Genomic DNA, 26,974 nt, shown 5'->3' with positions numbered 1-26,974 from the left:
ACCCCTATCCCGTTAACAATAAAAAAGGAGGCATCGCTGCCTCCTTTTCATCGCCTGTTCAGGCTTAGCCCAGCTGTTTACGGGCGTTGCGGAAAATACGCATCCACGGGCTGTCTTCGCCCCACTCGGCCGGATGCCAGGAGTTGCTGACGGTACGGAAAACACGCTCCGGGTGCGGCATCATAATCGTTACGCGACCGCTCTCGTTGGTCACCGCCGTGATCCCGTTTGGCGAACCGTTCGGGTTGGCCGGATAGGTTTCAGTGACCTTGCCGTAGTTGTTCACGAAGCGCAGCGCGACCACGCCTTTCGCTTCCAGCGCGGCGAGATGCGCGCCGTCACGCACTTCTACAAAGCCTTCACCGTGCGACACGGCGATCGGCATACGTGAACCCGCCATGCCGTCCAGCAGCAGTGACGGGCTGGCCGTGACTTCCACCAGGCTAAAGCGCGCTTCAAAACGCTCAGACTGGTTACGCACGAAGCGTGGCCAGAGTTCGCTGCCCGGAATCAGCTCGCGCAAATTAGACATCATCTGGCAGCCGTTACAGACGCCCAGCGCCAGCGTCTGCGGACGATGGAAGAAGTTTTCAAACTCGTCGCGTACGCGGGTATTGAATAGAATTGATTTCGCCCAGCCTTCACCGGCGCCTAACACGTCGCCGTAGGAGAAGCCGCCGCAGGCGACCAGCGCATGGAAATCGTCCAGGCCGCGACGCCCCGCCAGCAGATCGCTCATATGCACGTCGACCGCGGTAAAGCCGGCACGGTGGAAGGCGGCAGCCATCTCAACGTGCGAGTTAACGCCCTGCTCACGCAGCACGGCAACCTGCGGACGCGCGCCGGTGGCGATCATCGGCGCAGCCACATCTTCTTCTGGTTTAAAGGTCAGATGCACGTTCAGGCCCGGATCCTTGTCATCCTTTTTCGCTTCATGTTCCTGATCGGCGCAGACCGGGTTATCACGCAGGCGCTGCATCTGCCAGGTGGTTTCCGCCCACCAGGTACGCAGCGTGGTGCGGCTTTCGCTATAGAGCGCTTTATCGCCGGAGCGAATCACAAAACGGTCGCCCTGCACCGCCTGACCAATCAGATGAACGCAATCCGCCAGACCATGCTCAGCAAACACGTTTTCAACCGCCGCGCGATCCGCCGCATTGATTTGGATCACTGCGCCCAGCTCTTCGGTAAAGAGCGCGGCCAGCGCATCGTTGCCCAGCGTCGCGATATCCGCTTCGATACCGCAATGACCGGTAAAGGCCATCTCTGCCAGGGTAACCAGCAAGCCGCCATCGGAACGGTCATGGTAGGCGAGCAGTTTGCCCTCGGCCACCAGCGCCTGGATGGCATTAAAGAAGCCCGCCAGCTGATGTGCGTCGCGCACGTCGGCCGGGCTGTCGCCAAGCTGACGGTAAACCTGCGCCAGCGCCGTTGCGCCCAGCGTGTTATGACCTTTGCCGAGATCGATTAGCAGCAGCGCATTCTCCTGCTGCGGTTGCAGTTGCGGCGTTACGGTGGCCCGCACATCCTCAACGCGTGCGAATGCGGTAATCACCAGCGAGAGCGGCGCGGTGATTTCACGCTGCTCATCACCCTGCTGCCAGCGGGTTTTCATTGACATAGAGTCTTTGCCCACCGGAATGGTGATGCCCAGCGCCGGGCAAAGCTCTTCGCCCACCGCCTTCACCGCAGCATAGAGACCCGCATCTTCGCCCGGATGACCGGCTGCCGCCATCCAGTTCGCCGAAAGCTTAACGTGCTTCAGCGAGCCGATCTGCGTGGCGGCCAGGTTGGTCAGCGCTTCGCCCACCGCCAGACGGCCTGAGGCGGCGAAGTCGAGCAGCGCCACCGGCGCGCGTTCGCCCAGGGCAAAGGCTTCGCCGTGATAGCTGTCCAGGCTGGCGGTAGTCACCGCACAGTTGGCTACCGGCACCTGCCACGGACCGACCATCTGGTCGCGCGCGACCATGCCGGTCACGGTACGGTCGCCAATCGTCACCAGGAAGGTTTTTTCCGCCACGGTCGGCAGATGCAGCACGCGCTTCACCGCTTCTTCCAGCTGGATGTCGTTACGCAGCAGCGCATCGCCTTTCGCCTGCAGCGTGGTGACGTCGCGGGTCATTTTCGGCGTTTTACCCAGCAGTACGTCGAGCGGCATATCGATCGGCTTGTTGTCGAAATGGCTGTCGGAGAGTGAGAGATGCTGCTCTTCAGTTGCTTCACCGATTACGGCATAAGGCGCGCGCTCGCGCTGGCACAGCTCAGCAAACAGCGCCAGTTTCTCCGGCGCGACCGCCAGCACATAGCGCTCCTGTGATTCGTTACACCAGACCTCCAGCGGACTCATACCCGGCTCGTCGCTGAGGATATCGCGCAGGTTGAAACGTCCGCCGCGACCGCCGTCGCTGACCAGCTCCGGCATGGCGTTTGACAGACCGCCCGCGCCCACGTCGTGGATAAACAGAATCGGGTTCTCTTCGCCCAGCTGCCAGCAGCGATCGATCACTTCCTGACAACGACGCTCCATTTCCGGGTTATCGCGCTGTACCGATGCGAAATCGAGATCGGCATCCGACTGGCCTGACGCCATAGAAGAGGCCGCTCCGCCGCCCAGGCCGATGTTCATCGCCGGGCCGCCCAGTACGATCAGCTTCGCACCTGGGGTGATCTCGCCTTTCTGCACATGATCGGCGCGGATATTACCGATGCCGCCCGCCAGCATGATCGGCTTGTGATAGCCGCGCAGCTCTACGCCGTTATGGCTGTTGACCTGCTCTTCATAGGTACGGAAATAGCCGTTCAGCGCCGGACGACCAAATTCGTTGTTGAACGCCGCGCCGCCTAACGGACCTTCAGTCATGATGTCCAGCGCGCTGACGATACGATCCGGCTTGCCGAAATCCTCTTCCCACGGCTGTTCGAAGCCAGGAATGCGCAGGTTGGACACCGAGAAGCCCACCAGGCCCGCTTTTGGCTTGGCGCCGCGTCCGGTCGCGCCTTCATCACGGATTTCGCCGCCGGAACCGGTAGCGGCCCCCGGCCAGGGTGAAATTGCGGTGGGATGGTTATGGGTTTCTACTTTCATCAGGATATGCGCCGCTTCCTGATGGAAGTCGTAGATGCCCTTTTCGCCGTCGGCGAAGAAACGCCCCACTTCAGAGCCTTCCATTACCGCCGCGTTATCTTTATAGGCGGAAAGCACATGATCCGGCGTCTGCTCGAAGGTGTTTTTGATCATTTTGAACAGCGACTTCGGCTGTTTTTCACCGTCGATGATCCAGTCGGCGTTGAAGATTTTATGACGGCAGTGCTCGGAGTTCGCCTGGGCGAACATATAGAGTTCAATGTCGTTCGGGTTGCGCCCCAGTTTTTTAAACGCGTCCAGCAGATAGTCGATTTCATCATCGGCCAGCGCCAGGCCCAGCGCGCTGTTTGCCTGCGCCAGCGCCTGACGTCCGCCACCCAGCACATCCACGCTTTTCAGCGGCTGCGGTTCATGATGAGCGAACAGCTGTTCAGCCTGCGCCAAGTCGCTGAATACGGTTTCCATCATGCGGTCATGCAGCAAGGCGGCCAGCGCGCTCCACTGCGTTTCATCCAGCTCTGGCGCCTGAACATAAAACGCCAGACCACGCTCCAGACGGCGTACCTGCGGCAGATCGCAGTTATGCGCAATATCGGTGGCTTTGGATGACCAGGGAGAGATAGTGCCGGGACGCGGCGTAACCAGCAGCAGGCGCCCTTGTGGCGCATGTTCCGCGAGAGAAGGACCGTATTTAAGAAGACGCTGCAGGCGGTTTTTTTCCTCAGCATTCAGCGCGGTGCTGACATCGGCGAAATGGACGTACTCGGCGTAAATATCACTCACCGGCAGATGAGCGTCCTGAAAGCGGGTCAGCAGTTTGTTAACACGAAATGCCGACAGAGCGGGCGAACCACGCAGAATTTCCATCATTAAAAATCTCTCGTCAGAGCGCCGGGCGACGCTTCTTTGGGCGCAACAGGGAAAACGGGCGGTATTATAGAGAAACAGCATCCGTTACGAAACCGTTTGCGCAGAATTTCTCAGCACAGGTATTAGCCTGAAAAACGCGCAGAAGCTGCTATATAAGTTGCTCTGGTCCAGTTTGTTGCGCAAAATGCCCCTCGCTCCGGGAATGAAAAAAAGATCAATACTGCCTTTATAAAGACAGACGCCTGAGAGCCAGAGAGAGATAACTATTTGAAACGCCTGAAACTTAATTATCTTTTTATCGGTCTTATTACTGCACTGCTCGCGCTGGCCCTGTGGCCATCGATTCCCTGGTATGGCGGTGCGCAAGATGCGATATCACAGATAAAATCACGGGGAGTGCTGCGTATCAGTACCATTAATTCCCCGTTGACTTACTACACCATCAATAAAAACCCGGCCGGTATGGATTATGAGCTGGCAAAGCGCTTCGCCGATTACCTGGGCGTGAAACTGCAGGTAACCGTGCGCCCTAATCTCAGCGATCTGTTCGATGATTTGGATGATGGCAAAGCAGATGTGCTGGCGGCGGGCCTGATTTATAACAATGAAAGGCTGGCGCGTTATCAAACCGGCCCGAGTTACTATTCCGTCTCGCAACAGCTGGTTTACCGCGTGGATAAGCCGCGCCCGAAAAATCTCGGCGATCTTAAAGGCCGTCTCACGGTCGCCTCCGGCTCGGCGTATCTCTCCTCGTTGCGCAGCATCAAGGTGAATCAGTATCCCGATCTCGACTGGGCGATCTCCACCGACCTCGCGCCGAAAGCGCTGCTGGAAGCGGTCGCCGACGGCAAGCTTGATTACACCGTTGGGGACTCCGTGACCATTGGTCTGCTGCAGCGTATCCATCCGCAGCTGGCGGTGGCGTTTGATATCACAGACGAAGAGCCGGTAACCTGGTATATGCCGCGCAGTGAAGATGACAGCATGAACGCCGCGATGCTCGATTTCTTCAATAGCATGGGGGAAGAAGGCGCCATGGCGCGGCTGGAAGAGAAATATCTCGGCCACGTCGGCACCTTTGACTATGTAGATACGCGCACCTTCCTGCACGCTATCGACAGCACGCTGCCCGACATCAAGCCGCTGTTTGAAAAATATGCCAGCCGCATCGACTGGCAGCTGCTGGCGGCGATCTCCTATCAGGAGTCGCACTGGAATCCGCAAGCAACCTCCCCCACCGGCGTACGTGGCATGATGATGCTGACGCGCAACACGGCCGACAGCCTGAACGTCAACGATCGCCTCGACCCCGAGCAGAGCATTCGCGGCGGCAGCGAATACCTGCAACGCATGATGGAGAAAGTGCCGTCCAGCGTGCCGGACGATGAACGTATCTGGTTCGCCCTCGCCGCCTACAATATGGGTTACGCCCATATGCTGGACGCGCGCAAGCTCACCGGAAAGCAGGGAGGCAATCCTGACAGCTGGGCAGACGTGAAGCTGCGCCTGCCGATGCTGAGCCAGAGGCGCTACTACAGCCAGACCACCTACGGCTACGCACGCGGCCACGAAGCCTATAACTACGTGGAGAATATCCGTAAGTATCAGGTGAGTCTGGTGGGCTATCTGCAGGAGCAGGAGAGAAAGATCGCCCAGCGCGCCGCATCAGAAGCGGAGCTGGGCAAAGGCTATCCGGCGGTCGAGCCGGAGATCGCCATGAATTAACTGCTGCGCTGCGCCTGGCGCAGCGACTTGATCTGCTCGCGGCGCATGCGGAAAAAGTCGCTGAGCATCGCCGCGCAGGTTTCGGCTAACACGCCCTCTTCTATGCTGATCTGATGATTCATCCCCGGGTGGCCCAGCACATCGATCAACGATCCCGCCGCCCCGGTTTTCTCATCGCGCGCGCCATACACCAGGCGCGTGATGCGGCTGTGCACCATGGCACCGGCACACATCACGCAAGGCTCCAGCGTCACGTAGAGCGTGGTAGCCAGCAGACGATAGTTTTCCAGCACTTTCCCTCCCTGGCGTAGCGCCATGATTTCCGCATGAGCGGTAGGATCGTGCTGGCCGATGGGACGGTTCCAGCCTTCGCCGATAACGCGATCGCCCTGGACCAGCACCGCACCCACCGGCACCTCGCCCTGCTCCCAGGCGACGCGGGCCAGCCTGAGCGCATGACGCATCCAGTATTCATCATTGAGTTCAACCACGTTAGCGACTCCGGTAAAAATCAAAGCCGCGCATTATAGCGGGCCAGTCGCCAGAATCGAAGGGGCATCAGCGCCTTATTCCAGCTGCTGCAGCTCTCCGCGCGGCGTAACGCGCCAGCGATGCTGGCAGAAAAAGAGCAGCGGGTTGTCCTGCTTGCTGTCGCTGTAGCCGCTGTAGAGCTGTAGCGGCGTGCCGATCCTCTCCTCCAGCTGCGCCACCTTTTCGTGTCCCAGACAGCGCATCGCCAGCACCCGGCCGCCAAAACCACGCCTCATCTGGCTGGCGATCAGTTTTACCCGCGGCAAAAAAGGCGAGTCGTAGTAGACCTGCTCCACCAGCGGCTGTGGCGAACCGGTAATCAGCCAGACATCGGCGTCGTTGCTGCTGAGATAATCGGTAAGACGCTGCTGCACCACCGGAAAGGCGGTGACGCGCTGGCGAAACCAGCTGGCGAAAGCCGCCTCGCGCTGTAGCAAACGGCGCTCGCTATGACCAAACGTGATCGACCAGAGCAGCAGACTCATCGGCCAACGCGCGGCGCGCCCCTTGATCAGCAGGCCCAGCCCGATAACCGGCAGCAGAGGCACGACCAGCAGCAGATTAAGCGGCTGGCGCCAGAGCAGGTAACGCATAAAAGTGCCAAACATATCCTGCTGATGCAGCGTGCCGTCGAGATCGAAAAATACTACCCGTCGTTGCGTACCCTTTGTCAAACAGCGCTCCTTGTTTTGTCATTACCCCTGTGCAGTACAAGTGTAGCCATCTCCGCGGCGGCGGCGCGTGTCATTTTTAATTCCAGTGACTACAATGCCAGATGAATTGTTTATTCTTCCTCAACCGGAGACGCCTGCTTCCTCTCAGTACGCCTTGCGTTCCGGATGGATCACTGTTTAGCCCACAAGAAGCTTATCGGAAAAGGACCTGGCATGAGTTCATTGCTGCGTATTCGCCAACTCTATCCTCGCCTGGCGCTCAACGAGCGTCGGCTGGCGGACTATTTGCTCTCTCAGCCGGATCGGGCGCGCCATCTCAGTTCACAAAAGCTGGCGGAAGAGTCTGGCGTCAGCCAGTCCAGCGTAGTGAAATTCGCCCAGAAGCTGGGCTATAAAGGCTTTCCTGCGCTGAAGCTGGCGCTGAGCGAATCGCTAACGGACAAAGATGCGATTACCGTACATAACCATATTCTCAGCGACGATTCGCTAAAGGTAGTGGGCGAAAAGCTGTTTACTGAGAAGCAGTCGGCGATTCGCGCCACGCTGGATATCAACAGCGAAGAGAAGCTGCGCGAGACGCTGCGCCTGCTGGAGAGCGCCCAGCGCATCCTGCTGGTGGGCATCGGCGCGTCGGGGCTGGTAGCGAAAGATTTTTCCTGGAAGCTGATGAAGATCGGCATTAACGCCGTAGCGGAACAGGATATGCACGCCCTGCTGGCCAGCGTGCAGGCGATGAAACCTGGCGATGTGCTGCTCGCCATCTCCTATACCGGCGAACGCCGTGAAATCAATCTGGCGGCGCAGGAAGCGGTGCGCGCTGGCGCCCATGTGGTGGCCTTTACCGGCTTTACCCCCAATACGCTGCAACAGTGCGCCAACCATTCGCTTTATACCGTGGCGGAAGAGCAAAGCACGCGCAGCGCGGCGATCTCCTCGACCACCGCGCAGTTGGCGCTCACGGACCTGCTGTTTATGGCGCTGGTACAGCAGGATCCGGAGCGCGCCTCCAGCCATATTCGTCACAGCGAGGCGCTGGTGAAAAAATTGGTCTGAGCAACAGAGCTGCGTATAATACCCGCGCCTTTTCTGATGTTATTGAGTGACCGCCATGGCGCTGCTGATTACCGCTAAATGCATTAACTGTGATATGTGTGAACCAGAATGCCCGAATCAGGCGATTTCGCTGGGCGCGGAGATCTACCAGATTGACGTCAGCCGCTGTACCGAGTGTGTGGGTCATTATGACGTCCCCACCTGCCAGAGCGTTTGCCCCATCGATAACACTATCATTATCGATCCGCAGCATCGCGAGAGCCGTGACGCGCTGTGGGAAAAGTTTGTGGTGCTGCATCACTAAAGCAGGCCGACAAAGATTGTCAGCCTGCACCTTCAGCTTTCGATAATCACCGTGGCGCAGGCGTAATGCCGTTCATCCGCCAGGGTAACGTGCACCGACTTCACCCCGAGCTTTTGCGCCACCTCAGCAGCGTGCTGGAAGAAGCGCAGGCCGGGTTTGCCCAGCGCGTCGTTATAGACCTCGAACTGGTTGAAGGCAAGTCCGCCGCGAATGCCGGTGCCAAAGGCCTTTGCCGCCGCTTCTTTCACCGCAAAGCGTTTTGCCAGAAAGCGCACCGGCTGCTGATGGACCTGATACTGTCGCCACTCTGCCTCGCTCAACACGCGACGCGCCAGACGGTCGCCGGAGCGCTCAATCACGCCGGCGATACGCTCAATTTCAACAATGTCGGTGCCCAGGCCAAGAATCGCCATTAGCGACGCGCTTCCCGCATCAGCAGCTTCATCTCTTTCACCGCGTCCGCCAGGCCGCTCATCACCGCACGACCAATAATGGCATGGCCAATATTCAGCTCATGCATCTCCGGCAGCGCCGCGATCGGCAGCACGTTGTGATAGGTGAGACCGTGACCGGCATTGACCTTCAGCCCGAGGCTGGCGGCAAAGGTTGCGGCTTTACGAATACGCGACAGCTCGGCCGCGCGTGGCCGCCCCTCTTCCGCCTCGGCATAGGCACCGGTGTGGATTTCAATATAGGGCGCGCCGCTGGCGACGGCGGCTTCAATCTGACGGTGATCGGCATCGATAAACAGCGAAACCAGAATGCCCGCTTCGCTCAGCTGCCTCACCGCCGCATTGATCTTCTCCTGCTGGCCCGCCACGTCGAGGCCGCCTTCGGTGGTCACTTCCTGACGCTTCTCCGGCACCAGGCAGCAGAAATGGGGCTTGATATCGCAGGCGATACCCACCATTTCGTCCGTCACCGCCATCTCCAGATTCATACGCGTCTGGATGGTATCACGCAGAATGCGGACATCACGGTCGGTAATATGACGGCGATCTTCGCGCAGGTGTACGGTAATGCCGTCGGCGCCCGCCTGCTCAGCGATAAACGCCGCCTGCACCGGATCGGGATAATTCGTGCCGCGTGCGTTACGCACGGTAGCAATGTGGTCAATGTTGACCCCTAACAGCAACTCAGCCATGACAATCCTCACCTCTTTTCCGTAGTAATGAGCAGTGTACATTCTCCGGCCCTGCATCCGGTACGACCACTATTCAGCGGACGTATCGTCAACGGGCGTATCGGCGCGTTTTTTCGGTACAAACTGACGAAACAGCTCCTGGCTTTTGAGCGGCTTGCCCCCCAGGTAGGGTTTAAGCGCTATGCGGGTAAAGCGTTTGGCGGCGCGCAGGGTGTCGGCATCCGGGAACTCGCGCTCCCATAGCGCGCGCAGCTGGCGTCCGGTAAAGCTGCGGTTATTGACCACCAGGCTGGCGATAAACCCTTTCTCTTCCCGGTAACTGTAGGTCATGGCATCGACAATCGGTTCGCCGCTGCCGGCGCAGGTCAGGAAATCGACGCCATACCCCAGATGTCCCAGCAGCGCCAGCTCGAAGCGCCGCAGCGCGGGTTCCGGCGTGCCGTTGCCGGCCGCCAGCGCCTGGATGCAGTTGAGGTAATCAAAGAAGAGTTCGGAGAAGGGAATTTCCTGCTCAAGCACGCGGGAGAGCAGCTCGTTGACGTAAAGCCCGCAGTAGAGCGTCAGGCCGCTCAGCGGCAGCGCCAGCGAAACCGCTTCGGCGCTGCGCAGGGTTTTCACTTCGCCACGTCCGCTCCAGCGCACCAGCAACGGGGTAAAAGGCTGCAAAGCGCCTTTCAGCTGTGAGCGTCGTGAGCGGGCGCCTTTCGCCAGTACCCGCACGCGGCCATGACTTTCGCTGAAAAAATCCAGCAGCAAACTGGTTTCGCTGTAAGGGCGACTATGCAGCACAAAGGCGCGTTGCCAGCCTTCCATGAAATCAGAGATCGTCTACATAGCCCAGACTGCGCAGCGCACGTTCATCATCTGCCCAGCCCGATTTCACTTTCACCCAAAGCTCCAGATGCACCTTGGCTTCGAACATCTCTTCCATGTCCTTACGCGCTTCAATGCCGATAGTTTTGATTTTGGCCCCTTTGTTGCCAATCACCATCTTCTTCTGCCCTTCGCGCTCCACGAGGATCAGGCCATTGATATCGTAGCCGCCGCGTTCGTTGGTAACGAACTGCTCGATCTCCACCGTCACGGAATAAGGCAGCTCGGCGCCGAGAAAACGCATCAGTTTTTCACGGATGATTTCGGAGGCCATAAAGCGCTGTGAACGATCGGTAATATAATCTTCCGGGAAATGGTGATCCGCCTGCGGCAGCCGCTTACGCACGATAGTGGCGATAGCATCAACGTTCTTGCCGTTTTCCGCCGAGATCGGCACCACATCAAGGAAATTCATCTGTTCGCTGAGGAACTGGATATGCGGCAGCAGGATGCTTTTATCCTGAATATTATCCACTTTGTTAATGGCAAGCAGCACCGGCACTTTGCCATCACGCAGCTTGTTCAATACCATCTCATCGTCGGCAGTCCAGCGGGTGCCTTCCACAACGAAAATAACCAGCTCAACGTCGCCGATAGAGCTGCTGGCCGCGCGGTTCATCAGGCGGTTAATGGCGCGCTTCTCTTCAATGTGCAAACCAGGGGTATCGACATAGATTGCCTGATATTCCCCTTCGGTATGAATGCCCATAATGCGATGACGCGTGGTCTGCGGCTTACGCGAGGTGATCGACACCTTCTGCCCCAGAAGCTGGTTCAGTAAGGTGGATTTGCCGACGTTGGGTCGGCCTACAATCGCGACGAAGCCGCAATAGGTAACGTGTTCGCTCATTCGAGTCCTGAATTAATCAGCGCCTGTTCAGGCGCTGCGGTTTTGCTTATTCGAGCCCAAGCTTGATCAGCGCCTGTTCGGCGGCTGCCTGTTCCGCCTTACGGCGGCTTGAGCCTACGCCCACTACCGGTTCAGCCATGCCGCTCACCTGACAGTGAATGGTGAACTCCTGGTCATGGGCTTCGCCACGTACCTGCACTACCAGATAGGAGGGCAGCGGCAGATGGCGTCCCTGCAGGTATTCCTGCAGTCGGGTTTTGGGATCTTTTTGTTTATCGCCGGGACTTATCTGCTCCAGGCGGGACTGATACCAGTCCAGAATCAATTTCTCTACCGTCTGGATATTGCTGTCGAGAAAAATCCCGCCAATCAATGCCTCCACGGTATCCGCGAGAATCGACTCGCGGCGAAAACCACCGCTTTTCAGCTCGCCCGGCCCAAGGCGCAAACATTCGCCAAGGTCGAACTCGCGCGCCATCTCCGCCAGGGTGTTGCCGCGCACCAGCGTGGCGCGCATCCGGCTCATATCGCCTTCGTCCACGCGGGGAAAACGATGATAGAGCGCATTGGCAATCACATAGCTGAGGATAGAATCGCCTAAAAATTCGAGACGCTCGTTGTGTTTACTGCTGGCGCTCCGGTGCGTCAGCGCCTGTTGCAACAATTCCGGATGAGTAAAAGTGTAGCCCAGTTTGCGCTGCAGCTTGGTGATGAGGATGGGGTTCATGCGATTCCAGTTTTTTTGCGTCTCTAACTCTGCATACGAAACAGGGCTGAGGATCCAACACGTTCTGTTTCGTGTGCAGTGGCTCCCCGCAGGAAGCCAACCGTGTTGCCCGCCGAAACGGGCGTTTTATCAGTGAATGCCGCCGATACGACTTAAGCGTACGCCGGTAGGCCACTGGCCTTCTTGTTTATCAAAACTCATCCAGATAGCGACCGCTTTACCGACCAGATTCTTCTCCGGGACAAAGCCCCAGTAGCGGCTGTCGGCGCTGTTATCGCGATTGTCGCCCATCATGAAGTACTGCCCTTGCGGCACAATCCAGGTGGCCTGCGGCTGTCCCGGCTGCTGATAATACATGCTGGCCTGACTTTGCGCTTCATTGACCAGCAAAATATTGTGGGTCACGCTGCCCAGCGTCTCTTTGCGTGCGCCTAAGCGCAGGCCGCCGCGCATCGTTTCGCCCTGAGCGACTTGATAGAAACCATTGCCGCTCTCATTGCCGTCAAAACCGCTAAAGGTCTGAATAAAGTCGCTCGGCTGCAGGTCGGAATAGGTCACCGCCAGCGCTTTATTACACGCCTGATCCTGCGCGCAATTCGGGATTATCGTCAGCGTTTTGCTGTAAGGATCGTAACTCACCTTATCGCCCGGCAGACCAATCACCCGCTTGATGTAGTCCAGACTGGGATCTTTCGGATATTTAAATACCGCAATGTCGCCGCGCTGCGGATGACCAGTAGGAATCAGCGTGGTTTGCGTAATGGGATCTTTAATGCCATAAGCAAACTTCTCCACCAGGATGAAATCGCCGATCAGCAGCGTCGGCATCATTGAACCTGAAGGGATCTGAAAAGGCTCGTAAACAAACGAGCGCACGATAAACACCACCGCCAGCACCGGAAACACCGATGCCGCCGTCTCAATCCAGCCCGGCTGCGCTGACACTTTCGCCAGGGTCTTGCTGTCCAGCGTGTTGCCGGTCTGCGCCTGTGCTTCCGCCTGCTTTGCCCGGCGCTCCGGCGCCCATTTAAAGCGATCGATGCACCAGAGAATGCCGGTAATCAGGGTTGCTATCGCCAGTATCAGGGCGAACATATTAGCCATTGGGTATCCTTATTTGCTGTCCTTGCCAACATGCAGAATGGCAAGGAACGCTTCCTGCGGCAGCTCAACGTTACCGACCTGCTTCATTCGCTTCTTACCTTCTTTCTGTTTCTGCAACAGTTTTTTCTTACGGCTGACGTCACCGCCATAGCACTTGGCAAGAACGTTTTTGCGCAGCTGTTTTACGGTTGAGCGAGCAATTATGTGGTTGCCGATCGCCGCCTGAATCGCAATGTCGAACTGCTGACGCGGGATCAGATCTTTCATCTTCTCCACCAGTTCGCGGCCACGATATTGCGAGTTGTCACGGTGAGTGATCAGCGCCAGCGCATCGACGCGTTCAGCGTTAATCAGTACGTCGACGCGCACCATGTCAGAGGTCTGAAAACGTTTGAAGTTATAATCCAGCGAGGCGTAACCGCGCGAGGTTGACTTCAGGCGGTCGAAGAAGTCGAGCACCACTTCCGCCATGGGAATCTCGTAAGTCAACGCCACCTGGTTGCCGTGGTAAACCATATTAGTCTGAACGCCGCGCTTCTCGATGCAAAGGGTGATGACGTTGCCCAGATACTCCTGCGGCAACAGCATATGACACTCAGCGATCGGCTCACGCAGCTCTTCAATATTATTCAGCGGCGGCAGCTTGGACGGACTGTCCACATACACCGTTTCACCGCTGGTGGTTTCCACTTCATACACCACGGTTGGCGCCGTGGTGATCAGATCAAGATCGTATTCGCGCTCCAGACGTTCCTGGATGATCTCCATATGCAGCAGGCCAAGGAAGCCGCAGCGGAAACCAAAGCCCAGCGCGGTAGAGCTTTCCGGCTCATAGAACAGCGATGCGTCGTTCAGGCTCAGCTTGCCAAGCGCGTCGCGGAAAGCTTCGTAATCGTCTGAGCTGACCGGGAACAAGCCGGCATACACCTGAGGCTTCACTTTTTTAAAGCCCGGCAGCGCTTTATCAGCGGAAAGTTTAGCGCCGGTCAGGGTATCGCCCACGGGCGCGCCGAGAATATCTTTGATGGCGCAGACCAGCCAGCCTACTTCGCCGCAGCGCAGTTCATTGCGATCCACCTGCTTCGGCGTAAAGATGCCGAGACGGTCAGCATTGTAGGTCTGACCGGTGCTCATCACCTTGATCTTTTCGCCTTTACGCATCGTGCCGTTTTTCACACGAACCAGCGAAACCACGCCGAGATAGTTGTCGAACCAGGAGTCGATAATCAGCGCCTGTAACGGACCTTCCGGATCGCCTTCCGGCGGCGGAATATCGCGCACCAGGCGTTCCAGCACGTCGGGAACGCCGACGCCGGTTTTCGCCGAGCAGCGCACCGCGTCGGCGGCATCGATACCAACGATATCTTCAATCTCCTGGGCAACGCGATCGGGATCGGCGGCCGGCAGGTCAATTTTGTTCAGAACCGGCACTACTTCCAGATCCATCTCCATCGCCGTATAGCAGTTCGCCAGGGTTTGCGCTTCCACTCCCTGACCGGCATCGACCACCAGCAGCGCGCCTTCACAGGCCGCCAGCGAGCGGGATACTTCATAAGAGAAGTCAACGTGTCCGGGCGTGTCGATAAAATTGAGCTGGTAAGTTTCGCCGTCTTTCGCGTGGTAATCGAGCGTCACGCTCTGTGCTTTAATAGTAATGCCGCGCTCACGCTCCAAATCCATAGAGTCAAGAACCTGCGCAGCCATTTCGCGGTCGCTCAGGCCGCCACACATCTGAATCAGGCGGTCAGAAAGCGTGGATTTGCCGTGGTCAATATGCGCGATAATGGAGAAATTTCTTATGTGCTTCATTTATATGGATATCTTCACGTAGAAAATCAGTTGAGAACCTGAGCACAGACACATTCAGGAAGATCGCTCTTTACCCACAATCCTGTCAGCCTCATTAATGACGACGCATATTACACTGTTAACGTCTTGCATAAAAGAATGGAACACCGCGTAATCGCAACAGAATTCAGCGGGTAAGAGAACGGACAGGACCGCAGTCGGTGCGGTCCAAAAGAGGATCAGGCTTCGGTTTCGACGCGCAAAAGGTCAGGCGGCAGCGCGACGTTCAGGATCACCGGCTGAAAAGCTTCGCGATCGCCGAACAGCGTGGATATCCCTTTGGCCAGAATAAAGCCGCCCACACCGCCCAGCAACGCGCCGCTGGCCGCAGCCAGATCGGTATGAAACAGCATCTGGAACAGTCCGGCAACCACAAACAGACCGAACAGCGGCGTCATATACACCAGCAAGGCCGAACCTAACAGGCTGCTCTCTCTGATGCCCAGCTCTACCCGCTGGCCCGGCTGCAACGGCTTCTCGCTGGGGATTTGCATCACATGCGCATCCTTTGGACCAAGTTTGTTCAGCATATGGCTGCCACAGCCTTTACGCGCTGAACAACTGCTGCAGGACGTTTTCGCTTCCGAATGTAAAGTGGCGATGCCATCTTGCCACGCCACCACTGTGGCCCATTCTCTCATCATTTTTGGCTACCTGAATCAATGCTGTCGGCGATGCGTTTCGCCGTGGAGGGAGGCAGTTCGCCTACCACGGTAATTTCCTTATTATCGCTGACTTTGATTTGCACCGTACGACGTCCTGTGCGCAATGTCTGGTTTACACTGCTTTTATCAGCCGTGGTGATATTAATGGCAAAGCTGAACAGCCCATCGCTGTACAGGCGCGACTCGACGGTTTTGTTCATCGCCGGTATCTGCCGACGGCTTTGCGATATCGCCTTCATGCCGGCAGGCAACCAGCCCGGCTTCCAGTCCAGCGAGACTTTGTCCCCTTCCGGCACGGAAAGCGAGGGCGGCAGATTGGCCTTTTGTATTCCCTGCATCAGGTTGCGCACTCCCTCATCGACAGCGAAACTGACAACGCGGAACTGCTCCAGCGTTTCTCCGTCGCGATCCAGCAGGTCAATACGCAGCGGCAATTTGGTATCCACATCGAGCCAGACCACGTAGCTATAGCGGGTACCGTCTCGCGACACAATGCGCAGCACTTCGCACATCTGATCGGCGATGCGCGCGCGGCCTACGGGAATGAAATCGTAATCATTGGCAAGGGAGGAAAAATCAGCGTAGATGACCGAAGGCAAGGCATCGATGATGTGATTGCCCGGCAATGAGAAAGGCTCAAGGCCCGGCTCAAAGTAGCTGATGTCGCCGCCGCGCTGGATCACTTCACGGCGCGGCCCGTCCATCTGCAACAGCTGCGCATAGATACGGTTATCGATTACCGCATGACGATAACGCAGTGATTCAATGCCGAGGCGAGAGACGTTGATATAGGCGAATTCGTAATTGAGAGACTGGCTGGCCTGCTCCATCTGCTGTAACAACGCCCCGGAGGCAGAAGTCTGAGCCGGGGCGGTAGATGACCAGAGCAGGCTGCCTGCCAACAGGCTGACAGCACACCAAAGTTGCTTCATTACTGCTGCTGAGTTCCTAACGACTGATTACCCGGAACCTGCACCTGCGCCTGCTGCGGCGCGTCCTGATCGAATTGTAAACGATCGGAATGCAGGCGACGTTGCAGCTCATAATCCTGCAGCATAGCGTTAACCCGGCGACGCTGCTCCTGCACCTGCTGATTGGCGCTGTTGGTATCAAACGCATCAGAAGGCACGCCAAGGCTGACCGGTGACGCTTTGCCCATCATCGGCAGCGTATTAAACACCGGCGCTTCTGACGCAGGCGCGTTACTGCCGACAGGCTGATTGTAATGCTGTACGCCCACAATCACCGCCAGTGAAACACAGGCCGCCACGCCAACCTGCGTGAGTTGTGCTGCCCAGGGACGCGCTTTGCGCCAGAACGGCATTTTCTCCCAGCGGGACGGCGCAGGCTGCGCTTCAGCGATCAGCTCAGTCACCTTACGTGCAGGTTCCTGTTCGATAGCAGCGGCAACCCGTGCGGAGATATCGAAATGCAGGAATTCACCCACATCGCCACGCATGGTATCGCGGATAAGATGGTAGCTTTCCCAGCTTTTTTGAAGATTTGCATCCTTTGATAACGCCGACAGCAGCGCGTTATCTAAAGTTTCACCATCCATTAAAGCGGAAAGTTTTTCTTTCTGCATGCCTCAGTACCCTTCCTGTAGCCGTTATCACTGACGTTGGATAAGCGGTTGAACTTTATTATCAATAGCCTCTCGTGCGCGGAAGATACGTGAGCGAACGGTACCTACCGGGCAATCCATAATAGCGGCGATCTCTTCATAGCTCAGACCATCCAGTTCTCTGAGGGTGATTGCCATACGTAAATCCTCAGGAAGCGCCTCAATGGTTCGAAAGACGATTTGTTTCAATTCATCAGACAACATTAAGTTCTCAGGGTTCGATATTTCTTTGAGTGCACCGGCACTTTCGAAATTTTCCGCATCAATCGCATCCACATCGCTGGATGGCGGTCGACGCCCCTGGGCAACCAGATAATTTTTTGCTGTATTCACAGCTATGCGATACAGCCAGGTATAGAAGGCGCTGTCGCCACGGAACGATTCCAGTGCGCGATACGCTTTAATAAATGATTCCTGAACTACATCAGGCACATCGCCTGAAGGGACATAACGCGAAACCAGGCTCGCCACTTTATGCTGGTATCGGATCACCAGTAAATTGAATGACTTCTGATCTCCTTTCTGCACCCGTTCAACGAGAACCTGATCCGTTAACTGCTCGCTCATCCGAGGTAATGTCTCCCCAAATTTTTCTCCACGCGTAAATTGAACCGCCAGAACATCTCAACTTTTTGAGCAAGTATGCGCTTAGAGTTGCATTGTTAACTGAAGTTCAGTTACGCCCTGATAATTCTTGCACCGGGGTGTTACACCCATTGTTGTTCATTCTGACTCTGTGTAACCGCTGCGCTCACTGCGGTGCGGCTGTGTTGAGCGCCCAATCGCAGGCAGAGTACCTTATGCCAGTGGCTTTTTCATCTTTAAATCCTGAACGTCGGATAAAGTTTCACATAGCAAACAGCGCTTTTGCATTACAGCGGCTAACACACTGATACTACTGCAAACAGCCACTTTTCGCTCAATCGGAAGCCGCAAATTTGTTCAAAATACTTCACACCGATGGGCTTAGCGCTTATGCTCAGCAGACCACTTGTTTAGTAAATTAAACATCATGACCTCATTTCCCGATTATCAGTGCGACGTATTGATCGTGGGCAGCGGCGCAGCGGGTTTATCGCTGGCGTTACGCCTGGCGCAGCATTATCAGGTCACCGTGCTCAGCAAAGGCCCGGTCAATGAAGGCTCGACTTTCTATGCTCAGGGCGGCATCGCCGCCGTGTTTGATGAAACGGACAGCATCGAATCTCATATTGAAGATACGCTGATAGCGGGCGCCGGACTCTGCGAGCGCGAGGCGGTGTCGTTTATCGCCAGCAACGCGCGTCACTGCGTGCAGTGGCTGATCGATCATGGCGTCGCCTTTGATAAAGAAACCCAGGCAGATGGCGAACAGCGCTACCATTTGACCCGGGAAGGGGGTCACAGCCATCGCCGCATTCTGCACAGCGCCGACGCCACCGGGCGGGAAGTGGAAACCACGCTGGTGAGCCAGGCGCTGAGCCATCCCAACATTCGTATCCTTGAGCGTACCAACGCCGTTGACCTGATTCTTTCCGATAAGCTGGGTCTGCCGGGCGCGCGGCGCGCGGTAGGCGCATGGATCTGGAACCGTAATAAAGAACAGGTGGAAACCTGTAGCGCCCGAGCCGTGGTGCTGGCGACCGGCGGCGCGGCGAAAGTGTACCAGTACACCACCAATCCTGACGTCGCTTCTGGCGACGGTATCGCCATGGCCTGGCGCGCTGGCTGTCGCGTCGCTAATCTGGAATTTAATCAGTTCCATCCCACCTGCCTGTTCCACCCTCAGGCGCGCAATTTCCTGCTGACGGAAGCCCTGCGCGGCGAAGGCGCCTGGCTGAAGCGTCCCGACGGCACGCGTTTTATGCCGGAGTTTGATGAGCGTGCCGAGCTGGCACCGCGCGATATCGTCGCCCGCGCTATCGATCATGAGATGAAGCGCCTGGGCGTGGAGTGCATGTATCTGGATATCAGTCATCAGCCCGCCGACTTTATTCGCGCGCATTTTCCGATGATTTACGAAAAGCTGCTGACCTTTGGTCTGGATCTGACCAAAGACGCGATTCCCGTGGTGCCCGCCGCCCATTACACCTGCGGCGGCGTGATGGTCGATCGGCATGGGCGCACCGATGTTGACGCTCTCTACGCCATTGGCGAAGTGAGCTACACCGGCCTGCACGGCGCAAACCGCATGGCCTCTAACTCGCTACTGGAGTGCCTGGTCTATGGCTGGTCCGCGTCAGAGGATATCCATCAGCGTCTGCCAGCAACCGAAGCGGTGCAATCTCTGCCCGCCTGGGATGAAAGCCGTGTGGATGATTCTGATGAATGCGTGGTGATTCAGCATAACTGGCATGAGCTGCGCCTGTTTATGTGGGACTACGTCGGGATTGTGCGTACGACGAAACGTCTGGAGCGCGCACTGCGGCGCATTACCCTGCTTCAGCAGGAAATCGATGAGTATTATGCCCATTTCCGCCTCTCCAATAATTTGCTGGAGCTACGAAATCTGGCGCAGGTGGCGGAGCTGATCGTGCGCAGCGCGCTGGCGCGCAAAGAGAGCCGCGGGCTGCACTTCACTCTTGATTATCCGCATCCGGCGCCGCAATCGCTGCCTACGGTGCTGACGCCCGACCACTACATAAAGAGATAGAAATCGCGGGTCAGGCCGCACCAGGCTTCAGAATAGTTTTTGTCTGGCCCGCGAATCGCCATACGCTCCAGTAAGGTTTCTCCTTCACGGGGCGAGAAACCGAGCAGTACCCGGTGCGGCAGGCGATGCGCATACTCTGCCACATCAGTGCGAAAACGCAGATGCCAGCCGTCGGCCAGCGCCAGAGCGATAAAATCGTTGCCGATCGCTTCCGGCAACACCACGCAAAAAAAGCCCTCTTCTTCAATCAGCATGCCTGCACAGCGCAGCAGCGTTTGATGATCCAGCGCGCCCGTGTAGCGCGCCGTTTCGCGCTCGGGCGTTGCACATTCGACGCCGGCGGCAAAATAGGGAGGATTGCTGACGATAAGCGAATAGCGTTTTTCGCACGTTTCCGTCCAGGCGACGATATCCTGCGGCCAGACCTGAATACGTTGCGCCCAGGGCGAAGCCTGTACATTCTCTTCTGCCTGAGCGGCGGCGGCGGGATCCAGCTCAATGGCGTCCAGACTCACCGATTCCGGCGTGCGCTGCGCCAGCATTAGCGCAATCAGCCCGCTGCCGGTGCCGATGTCCAGCACGCGTTTAACATTAGCGACCGGTGCCCAGGCCCCGAGCAGAATCGCGTCGGTGCCGACTTTCATGGCGCAGCGGTCATGCGCCACGAAAAAGCGCTTAAAAGTAAAACCGTTCTTTTTTAACGGAGGGCGTGGGGATAAATCAGCTTGCGTCATACTCTGCAACCATTACATATTCATCTGCCGGAAAGCGGCGACTCAGTGTAACGTGACACGATGAAGATTACACTGTCTGGTCAAATCGTCCTGGCGGAACGGGCTGCTAATCGCCAGGATAATGCACAAACAGATGAAGATTATGTTCGTTCTGTCTATAATCAGCGCCCCAAACTGAGGTAGACCATGACCGTAACCACATTTTCCGAACTTGAACTCGATGAAAGCCTGCTGGATGCTCTGCAGGATAAAGGCTTCACGCGCCCAACCGCCATTCAGGCCGCTGCGATTCCGCCCGCGCTGGAGGGGCGTGACGTGCTGGGTTCGGCACCTACCGGTACGGGGAAAACGGCCGCCTATCTGCTGCCGGTATTACAGCATCTGATCGATTTTCCGCGTAAAAAATCGGGGCCGCCGCGTATTTTGATTCTTACGCCTACCCGCGAGCTGGCGATGCAGGTAGCTGACCAGGCGCGTGAACTGGCCAGCCATACCCATCTCGACATCGCCACCATTACCGGCGGCGTCGCCTACATGAACCACGCGGAAGTGTTCAGTGAAAACCAGGATATCGTGGTTGCGACGACTGGCCGCCTGCTTCAGTACATCAAAGAAGAAAATTTTGACTGCCGCGCGGTGGAGACGCTGATCCTTGATGAAGCTGACCGCATGCTGGACATGGGTTTTGCTCAGGATATTGAAACCATCGCAGCGGAAACGCGCTGGCGCAAACAGACGTTGCTTTTCTCGGCAACGCTGGAAGGCGAAAACATCAAGGATTTCGCGGAGCGTTTGCTGAACGAACCGGTTGAGGTGGAAGCCACGCCCAGCAACCGCGAACGCAAAAAAATCCAGCAGTGGTATTACCGTGCCGACAACCTCGAGCATAAAACCCGGCTGCTGGTGCATCTGCTGAAACAGCCGGACGTGACGCGCTGCATCGTGTTTGTGCGTAAGCGTGAGCGCCTGCATGAGCTGGTTAGCTGGCTGCATGAAGCGGGTATTCGCTGCAGCTACCTTGAAGGCGAGATGGTGCAGGTAAAGCGCAACGAGGCGATTAAGCGTCTGGTTGAGGGCCGCGTTAATGTGCTGGTGGCGACAGACGTCGCGGCGCGCGGTATCGATATTGATGACGTGAGCCACGTATTTAACTTCGATATGCCCCGCACGGCCGATACCTATCTGCACCGTATCGGGCGTACGGCGCGCGCAGGCCGCAAAGGCACTGCGCTGTCGCTGGTAGAAGCGCACGATCATCTGCTGCTCGGCAAGATCAGCCGTTACATCAGCGAGCCGCTGAAGGCACGCGTCATTGAAGAGCTGCGTCCGTCCACGCGCGCACCAAGTGAGAAGGCCACCGGGAAACCGTCGAAAAAGGCCCTTGCGAAGCGGAAAGAGAAGAAAGAGAGCGAAACGGAAAAACCGCGTGTGAAGAAACGCCACCGGGATACCAAAAACATTGGTAAACGCCGCAAGCCAAGCGCCACGGACAGCGCAAAAGAGAATGCGGAATAATTCAGCGCCGTAACAAAAAAATCGCCTCAGACGGGGCGATTTTTTTTACTTTTGTTATGAAAAAGTAAAACAGCAGCCATAAAGCCTGTGAACTTCCGTTACGAGGCCATCTCACTCATCGCGCTGGTTTTATCTTTACTTAATCCATTGATTATTAATTGTTAAAATGCATTTTCAGGTTGTGCAGGATTTAAACCACACGGAAAAAAGGCGCCGCAGCGCCTGACAGGCAAATTGTTACAGCGTCTTTGTAAAGGTACGGCTAATCACATCACGCTGCTGTTCCGGCGTTAACGCATTGAAGCGTACCGCATAGCCGGAAACGCGAATGGTGAGCTGAGGATATTTCTCCGGATGATTCACCGCATCCTCCAGCGTTTCACGAGTCAGCACGTTGACGTTCAGGTGCTGTCCGCCCTCCACGCGTACCTGTGGTTTCACTTCCAGCGGCACGTCGCGATATTCAATCTCGCCCAAATCGCGCAGCGACACGACCTGATCTTCCTTAAAACCAGCTTTAGCGCATACGCAACGCGCTTCTGCATTCTCATCATCCAGCAGCCAGAATGAGTGGAGAAGATCCGCATTGCGTGCTTTGGTTATCTGGATACCGCTAATCATACATTACCTCCGGGGCGTGACGCTGCACGATCCATGCAGCGTTCTTGATGGATTCACATTGCCGCCTTGGTATAACAACCCTGTTCAGCAGGCGCTTTGACATATATCAACGAAAATTAATCGCTATCGGAGACGTCTCAACAAGCCTTTGATAAAACGCATCTTTCCTGTTAAAACTTTTATTTATTTATTCAACTATTTTTTAAATTTTTGCTCTGTCGCAGGAAACGCTAAGCTAGACAGGTTACCAACGCAGGGAGTTGAGCATGGCTGATAAGCTAACCTGGCACGATGTGCTGGCCGAAGAGAAAGAAAAACCCTACTTTATCGAAACGCTGAAGCTGGTTGCGGATGAACGCGCCTCCGGCGTCACGGTTTATCCGCCACAAAAGGATGTGTTTAATGCGTTTCGCTTAACCGAACTGAGTGATGTGAAGGTGGTAATACTCGGACAGGATCCCTATCACGGACCGAGACAGGCGCATGGTCTGGCTTTTTCAGTGCTGCCTGGCGTGCCGGTGCCCCCTTCTCTGCAAAATATGTATAAAGAGCTGGAGCAGGAATTTCCCGATTTTCAGCGCCCCGATCACGGCTTCCTCGAAAGCTGGGCAAAACAGGGGGTAATGCTGCTGAATACAGTGTTAACCGTGGAGGCAGGCAAAGCGCATTCTCATGCGCGCTTCGGCTGGGAAACCTTTACCGATAATGTGATTTCGGCCATCAATACGCACCGTGAAGGCGTGGTGTTCCTGCTCTGGGGATCGCATGCGCAGAAGAAAGGCAGCATTATCGATCGCCAGCGTCATCACGTCTTACAGGCGCCGCACCCTTCCCCACTTTCCGCGCATCGCGGCTTTTTTGGCTGTCAGCACTTCGCGCAGACCAATGCGATTTTAGAAAAGGCGGGAGAAAAGCCGATCGACTGGACGCCAACCCTGCCGCAACCCGCCTGACGGCAATATGCAAACGGCCACGTCTTCACGTGGCCGTTTGCATAAAAAAGTGTCGCCTGAAGGCAATCAGCCTTTCGCTTTTGCCACCGCAACCATGGCAGGACGCAGCAGACGGCCGTTCAGAGTATAACCGCGCTGCATAACCATCATCACGTGGTTCGGCGCAACATCTTCAGACTCCATCATCGACATCGCCTGATGAATTTCCGGGTTGAACGGGACGTTCGTCTCACCGACCACATCGACACCAAACTTACGCACGGCGCCCAGCAGCGACTTCAGCGTCAGCTCGATACCTTCAATCATTGCGGCCAGCTGAGGATCCTCTTTGTCAGCCACTTCCAGCGCGCGCTCCAGGCTATCGATCACCGGCAGCAGCTCGTTGGCGAACTTCTCCAGCGCAAATTTATGCGCCTTCTCCACATCCATTTCACTGCGGCGACGGATGTTTTCGATTTCTGCCTGAGCACGCAGCTGTGCATCGCGCACGCCGGTTTGCGCCTGGGCTAACTCCGCCTCCAGTTGGGCGATGCGTTCATCGCGCGGATCCACCTCAGCGACGGTCTCCGCATCATCATGTTGCTGCTGTTCCTGTTGAATTTCTTCTGAGACTTGCTCGTTAGGGGTGTTCTGTTCTTTACTACTCATGAATTTCTCCGCGTTTTGCACATTCATCTCGCTGGTTCGCTTATTATGGGGATCGGTTTGACGGTTTCAAGGGAACCCATCACATTGCCTGGCCATTTTGGCTTATGAGGAATACCCGCTAAATGAACAAACACTTTAACTGCATTGGCATTGTCGGTCATCCACGTCATCCCACTGCGTTAACCACGCATGAGATGCTTTACCGCTGGCTTACCGCCAAAGGCTATGAAGTGATTGTAGAGCAACAAATCGCCCATGAGCTGGCGCTGCAGCATGTTGAAACCGGCACGCTGGCGGAAATTGGTCAACGCGCCGATTTGGCGGTGGTGGTGGGCGGCGATGGCAATATGCTGGGAGCGGCGCGTGTTCTGGCGCGTTATGACATTAAAGTGATTGGCATTAACCGCGGCAACCTCGGCTTTCTGACCGATCTCGATCCCGATAACGCGCAGCAGCAGCTGGATGATGTACTGCAAGGCGAATACCTGGCGGAGAGTCGTTTTTTACTGGAAGCGCAGGTGTGTAAAGATACCTGCTCGCCGCGCATCGGCAGCGCCATTAACGAAGTGGTGCTGCATCCGGGCAAAGTCGCGCATATGATCGAGTTTGAAGTCTATATTGACGAGATTTTCGCTTTCTCGCAGCGCTCCGACGGCCTGATTATCTCGACGCCTACCGGCTCAACGGCCTACTCGCTTTCTGCCGGCGGGCCGATTTTAACCCCGTCGCTGGATGCTATCGTACTGGTTCCCATGTTCCCGCATACGCTCTCTGCGCGGCCGCTGGTGATAAATAGCAGCAGCACCATCCGTCTGCGTTTCTCCTCCCGCCGTAGCGATCTGGAGATCAGCTGCGACAGTCAAATTGCCCTGCCAATTCAGGAAGGAGAAGATGTGCTGATTCGGCGTAGCCAGGACCATTTGAACCTGATCCATCCTAAAAATTACAGTTACTTCAATACGCTAAGCTCGAAGCTCAGTTGGTCCAAAAAATTATTCTGAAAAGCTATCCAGCCTCTTTACTGGATAAAAAACCAGTTTATACTGTATGAAAAACCATATCTGTTTTTTCATACAGGTGAATAAATGCTGGCACAACTGACAATCAGTAACTTTGCTATCGTGCGCGAACTGGAAATCGATTTTCAACGCGGTATGACAGCGATTACCGGCGAAACCGGCGCAGGTAAATCGATCGCTATTGACGCGCTTGGCCTCTGTCTGGGCGGCCGCGCCGAGGCCGATATGGTGCGTCAGGGTGCCAGCCGCGCGGATATCTGCGCGCGCTTTCAGCTCAAAACCTCTCCTTCCGCTCAACGCTGGCTGGAAGAAAACCAGCTGGACGAAGGCAATGAGTGCCTGTTGCGTCGGGTTATCAGCGCTGATGGTCGTTCACGCGGCTTTATCAACGGCACTGCGGTCCCGCTCTCGCAGCTGCGCGAGTTGGGCCAGTTACTGATTCAGATTCATGGCCAGCACGCCCATCAGCTGTTGCTGAAAGCCGATCACCAAAAACATCTTCTGGACGCCTATGCCGGCAGGAACGATTTGACGCAGCTAATGCGCGATCGTTATCAGGCGTGGCATCAGAGTTGCCGTGCGCTTGCTCAACATCAGCAGCTTACCCAGGAGCGTGAAGCGCGCCGCGAGCTGCTGCAATACCAATTAAAAGAGCTGAACGACTTCGCCCCGCTGGCGGGCGAATATGAACAGATCGACGAAGAGTACAAACGACTGGCGAACAGCGGACAGCTGCTCTCCACCAGCCAACAGGCATTGCAGATTCTGGCCGATGGCGACGAGAGCAACCTGCAAAGCCTGCTCTACAGCGCGCGCCAGATGCTCTCTGAACTGATCTCTATGGATGATAAGCTCAGCGGCGTGTTCAACCTGCTGGAAGAAGCCTCGATTCAACTGAGTGAAGCGAGTGATGAGCTGCGCCACTACTGCGATCGACTGGATCTGGATCCGAATCGTCTGTATGAGCTGGAGCAACGCATTTCCCGCCAAATTGCGCTGGCCCGTAAACATCACGTCACGCCGGAAGGCTTGCCCGCTCTGCATCAGCAACTGCTGGCGGAAGCTGAACAGCTGACGCAGCATGAAAGCGATCTGGAAAGCTTGCAGGCGCAGGTTAACCTGCACTATCTGGCGGCGCTCGGCACGGCGGAACAGCTGCACCAGCAGCGTCTGCACTTCGCCCGCGAGCTGGAAACGCTGATTACGGAGAGCATGCGCACCCTCTCCATGCCGCATGGTCGTCTCACCATCGATGTGGCTTTCAATCCTGACCAGCTTACGGCAGATGGCGCGAACCGCATCGATTTCCGCGTTACCACCAACCCCGGCCAGCCGCTGCAGCCGTTGGGCAAAGTGGCGTCGGGCGGCGAGCTGTCGCGCATCGCTTTGGCGATTCAGGTTATCACGGCGCAAAAAATGGAAACGCCGGCAATGATCTTCGACGAAGTGGATGTGGGTATCAGCGGACCTACCGCGGCGGTGGTAGGAAAAATGCTGCGCCAGCTGGGCGAATCAACGCAGGTTATGTGCGTTACGCATCTGCCGCAGGTTGCTGGCTGCGGCCATCAGCACTTCTTCGTCAGTAAAGAGACAGATGGCGCCATGACTGAAACACATATGCAGCCGCTGGACAAACGGGCGCGCTTGCAGGAACTGGCGCGTCTGCTGGGCGGCAGCGAAGTGACGCGCAATACGCTGGCCAACGCCAAAGAACTTTTAGCGGCCTGATAACGCACTTTTTTCCCGCTTTGTGGTCATATGCATGCTCTGTAGAG

Annotated in this window: 25 protein-coding genes; 8 read left to right on the top strand and 17 right to left on the bottom strand. The window is 56.5% G+C overall.

The features are described 5' to 3' along the window. Positions 1 to 64: 64 nt before the first annotated feature. Positions 65 to 3,955, bottom strand: coding sequence for a phosphoribosylformylglycinamidine synthase (purL, locus tag ABU178_RS01435; protein WP_397211261.1), 3,891 nt, complete (start codon positions 3,953 to 3,955; stop codon positions 65 to 67). Positions 3,956 to 4,222: 267 nt separating this feature from the next. Between purL and mltF the strand changes: the two genes are divergently transcribed. Then, positions 4,223 to 5,680: a membrane-bound lytic murein transglycosylase MltF gene (gene mltF / locus ABU178_RS01430; protein ID WP_397211259.1), complete on the top strand. Its 1,458-nt coding sequence runs from the start codon at positions 4,223 to 4,225 to the stop codon at positions 5,678 to 5,680. On the opposite strand, the gene tadA is transcribed toward mltF, so the two are convergent. Together tadA and yfhb are read right to left on the bottom strand one after the other, a co-directional pair. Continuing rightward, a complete protein-coding gene (tadA, locus tag ABU178_RS01425; protein ID WP_397211257.1) occupies positions 5,677 to 6,171 on the bottom strand; it encodes a tRNA adenosine(34) deaminase TadA in 495 nt (164 codons plus the stop codon). The genes mltF and tadA overlap by 4 nt on opposite strands. A 75-nt stretch (positions 6,172 to 6,246) precedes the next feature. Continuing rightward, positions 6,247 to 6,885: a phosphatidylglycerophosphatase C gene (gene yfhb / locus ABU178_RS01420; protein ID WP_397211255.1), complete on the bottom strand. Its 639-nt coding sequence runs from the start codon at positions 6,883 to 6,885 to the stop codon at positions 6,247 to 6,249. A 213-nt stretch (positions 6,886 to 7,098) separates the two neighbouring features. Here yfhb and ABU178_RS01415 point away from each other — a divergent pair, with 213 nt between their 5' ends. Both ABU178_RS01415 and ABU178_RS01410 read left to right on the top strand, forming a co-directional pair. Next, on the top strand, positions 7,099 to 7,938 hold the full coding sequence (locus ABU178_RS01415) for a MurR/RpiR family transcriptional regulator (RefSeq protein WP_397211253.1): 840 nt from the start codon (positions 7,099 to 7,101) through the stop codon (positions 7,936 to 7,938). Positions 7,939 to 7,993: 55 nt separating this feature from the next. Continuing rightward, positions 7,994 to 8,242: a YfhL family 4Fe-4S dicluster ferredoxin gene (locus ABU178_RS01410; RefSeq protein ID WP_397211251.1), complete on the top strand. Its 249-nt coding sequence runs from the start codon at positions 7,994 to 7,996 to the stop codon at positions 8,240 to 8,242. A gap of 32 nt (positions 8,243 to 8,274) precedes the next feature. Here ABU178_RS01410 and acpS read toward each other — a convergent pair whose 3' ends face one another. From acpS to rpoE, 11 genes are all read right to left on the bottom strand, one after another. Then, positions 8,275 to 8,655: a holo-ACP synthase gene (gene acpS, locus ABU178_RS01405; RefSeq protein ID WP_397211250.1), complete on the bottom strand. Its 381-nt coding sequence runs from the start codon at positions 8,653 to 8,655 to the stop codon at positions 8,275 to 8,277. Further along, positions 8,655 to 9,386, bottom strand: coding sequence for a pyridoxine 5'-phosphate synthase (gene pdxJ / locus ABU178_RS01400; RefSeq protein WP_397211248.1), 732 nt, complete (start codon positions 9,384 to 9,386; stop codon positions 8,655 to 8,657). Before pdxJ ends, acpS begins: the two co-directional genes overlap by 1 nt. A 69-nt stretch (positions 9,387 to 9,455) precedes the next feature. Then, positions 9,456 to 10,199: a DNA repair protein RecO gene (gene recO, locus ABU178_RS01395; RefSeq protein WP_397211246.1), complete on the bottom strand. Its 744-nt coding sequence runs from the start codon at positions 10,197 to 10,199 to the stop codon at positions 9,456 to 9,458. 4 nt (positions 10,200 to 10,203) lie between these two features. Further along, positions 10,204 to 11,109: a GTPase Era gene (gene era / locus ABU178_RS01390; RefSeq protein ID WP_397211244.1), complete on the bottom strand. Its 906-nt coding sequence runs from the start codon at positions 11,107 to 11,109 to the stop codon at positions 10,204 to 10,206. A gap of 46 nt (positions 11,110 to 11,155) precedes the next feature. Continuing rightward, positions 11,156 to 11,836, bottom strand: coding sequence for a ribonuclease III (rnc, locus tag ABU178_RS01385; RefSeq protein ID WP_397211242.1), 681 nt, complete (start codon positions 11,834 to 11,836; stop codon positions 11,156 to 11,158). A 129-nt stretch (positions 11,837 to 11,965) separates the two neighbouring features. Further along, complete coding sequence (gene lepB, locus ABU178_RS01380; RefSeq protein WP_397211240.1) at positions 11,966 to 12,940, bottom strand: signal peptidase I; 975 nt, start codon at positions 12,938 to 12,940, stop codon at positions 11,966 to 11,968. A 9-nt stretch (positions 12,941 to 12,949) separates the two neighbouring features. Then, positions 12,950 to 14,749 (bottom strand): translation elongation factor 4, encoded by a 1,800-nt coding sequence (gene lepA / locus ABU178_RS01375; protein WP_397211238.1) that lies wholly within the window; start codon positions 14,747 to 14,749, stop codon positions 12,950 to 12,952. A gap of 218 nt (positions 14,750 to 14,967) precedes the next feature. Beyond that, positions 14,968 to 15,432: a SoxR-reducing system protein RseC gene (gene rseC / locus ABU178_RS01370; protein WP_397211236.1), complete on the bottom strand. Its 465-nt coding sequence runs from the start codon at positions 15,430 to 15,432 to the stop codon at positions 14,968 to 14,970. Beyond that, a complete protein-coding gene (gene rseB, locus ABU178_RS01365) occupies positions 15,429 to 16,385 on the bottom strand; it encodes a sigma-E factor regulatory protein RseB (protein WP_397211234.1) in 957 nt (318 codons plus the stop codon). Before rseB ends, rseC begins: the two co-directional genes overlap by 4 nt. Then, positions 16,385 to 17,038: an anti-sigma-E factor RseA gene (rseA, locus tag ABU178_RS01360; protein WP_397211232.1), complete on the bottom strand. Its 654-nt coding sequence runs from the start codon at positions 17,036 to 17,038 to the stop codon at positions 16,385 to 16,387. Before rseA ends, rseB begins: the two co-directional genes overlap by 1 nt. A 27-nt stretch (positions 17,039 to 17,065) precedes the next feature. Beyond that, positions 17,066 to 17,644, bottom strand: a complete 579-nt coding sequence (rpoE, locus tag ABU178_RS01355; RefSeq protein WP_010617748.1) for an RNA polymerase sigma factor RpoE — start codon at positions 17,642 to 17,644, stop codon at positions 17,066 to 17,068. A gap of 445 nt (positions 17,645 to 18,089) precedes the next feature. On the opposite strand from rpoE, the gene nadB reads away from it, so the two are divergent. Beyond that, a complete protein-coding gene (gene nadB, locus ABU178_RS01350; protein WP_397211566.1) occupies positions 18,090 to 19,709 on the top strand; it encodes an L-aspartate oxidase in 1,620 nt (539 codons plus the stop codon). Here the strand turns inward: nadB and trmN are convergent. After that, positions 19,694 to 20,443, bottom strand: a complete 750-nt coding sequence (trmN, locus tag ABU178_RS01345; RefSeq protein ID WP_397211229.1) for a tRNA(1)(Val) (adenine(37)-N(6))-methyltransferase TrmN — start codon at positions 20,441 to 20,443, stop codon at positions 19,694 to 19,696. The two genes, nadB and trmN, sit on opposite strands and share 16 nt — an antisense overlap. 186 nt (positions 20,444 to 20,629) lie before the next feature. On the opposite strand from trmN, the gene srmB reads away from it, so the two are divergent. Further along, the gene (srmB, locus tag ABU178_RS01340; RefSeq protein WP_397211227.1) at positions 20,630 to 21,958 is read left to right on the top strand and encodes an ATP-dependent RNA helicase SrmB; all 1,329 of its coding nucleotides are present in this window, start codon (positions 20,630 to 20,632) and stop codon (positions 21,956 to 21,958) included. A gap of 237 nt (positions 21,959 to 22,195) precedes the next feature. Here the strand turns inward: srmB and grcA are convergent, their stop codons facing one another. Next, positions 22,196 to 22,579, bottom strand: a complete 384-nt coding sequence (gene grcA / locus ABU178_RS01335; RefSeq protein WP_397211225.1) for an autonomous glycyl radical cofactor GrcA — start codon at positions 22,577 to 22,579, stop codon at positions 22,196 to 22,198. A gap of 266 nt (positions 22,580 to 22,845) precedes the next feature. Here grcA and ung point away from each other — a divergent pair, with 266 nt between their 5' ends. Then, entirely contained in the window at positions 22,846 to 23,532 is a 687-nt protein-coding gene (gene ung / locus ABU178_RS01330; protein WP_397211223.1) for a uracil-DNA glycosylase, read from the top strand. Between the two features lie 66 nt (positions 23,533 to 23,598). Here the strand turns inward: ung and grpE are convergent, their stop codons facing one another. Further along, positions 23,599 to 24,180 (bottom strand): nucleotide exchange factor GrpE, encoded by a 582-nt coding sequence (grpE, locus tag ABU178_RS01325; RefSeq protein ID WP_397211221.1) that lies wholly within the window; start codon positions 24,178 to 24,180, stop codon positions 23,599 to 23,601. A 122-nt stretch (positions 24,181 to 24,302) separates the two neighbouring features. Here grpE and nadK point away from each other — a divergent pair, with 122 nt between their 5' ends. Further along, a complete protein-coding gene (nadK, locus tag ABU178_RS01320) occupies positions 24,303 to 25,181 on the top strand; it encodes an NAD(+) kinase (RefSeq protein WP_397211219.1) in 879 nt (292 codons plus the stop codon). 84 nt (positions 25,182 to 25,265) lie between these two features. Further along, positions 25,266 to 26,927, top strand: a complete 1,662-nt coding sequence (gene recN / locus ABU178_RS01315; protein WP_397211218.1) for a DNA repair protein RecN — start codon at positions 25,266 to 25,268, stop codon at positions 26,925 to 26,927. The last annotated feature ends 47 nt before the right edge of the window (positions 26,928 to 26,974 follow it).

This window comes from Pantoea osteomyelitidis, assembly GCF_044342975.1.
GTDB classification, from domain to species: Bacteria; Pseudomonadota; Gammaproteobacteria; order Enterobacterales; family Enterobacteriaceae; genus Pantoea; species Pantoea osteomyelitidis.
Note: the sequence above shows the minus strand (reverse complement) of the source record. Positions and strands in the feature narration are given on the sequence as shown.